The organism is Burkholderia sp. BCC0506 (assembly GCF_902833145.1).
Taxonomy (GTDB): domain Bacteria; phylum Pseudomonadota; class Gammaproteobacteria; order Burkholderiales; family Burkholderiaceae; genus Burkholderia.
On the sequence record NZ_CADFEN010000043.1, the window covers coordinates 1 to 401 of the forward strand.

General features: G+C 46.4%; 1 rRNA gene. It reads right to left on the bottom strand.

Features of this window, described 5'->3' with window-relative positions:
* Positions 1-311 precede the first annotated feature (311 nt).
* Positions 312-401, bottom strand: a 16S ribosomal RNA gene (locus HWX62_RS32890); the annotation flags it as partial.

Genomic DNA, 401 nt, shown 5'->3' on the forward strand with positions numbered 1-401 from the left:
AGTTCGAATCATCTTGAGATACATCGATACAATCACAACCCGGATAGTTTCCACGTCCATCTCAAAGACGCTTCCGCTATCCAAATTACTTACTTCTTCCAGATTGTTAAAGAACGACAGCCGATACTTTCGTACCGCTCTGACTGGCTCAATCGCCAATGAGAAAAACTCGAATCAAACTTCATTCGAATGTTTGTCATTGAAGATTATTGAAAGCGGCCGGCATGATAACCGTTTTAAACCGCAGACAGCTAGTCTGTCTTTATCAACAGCCGATAAGCGTGAGCGCTCAACTTTGCGAGAAGCTCTGGAAAGGAGGTGATCCAGCCGCACCTTCCGATACGGCTACCTTGTTACGACTTCACCCCAGTCATGAATCCTACCGTGGTGACCGTCCTCCT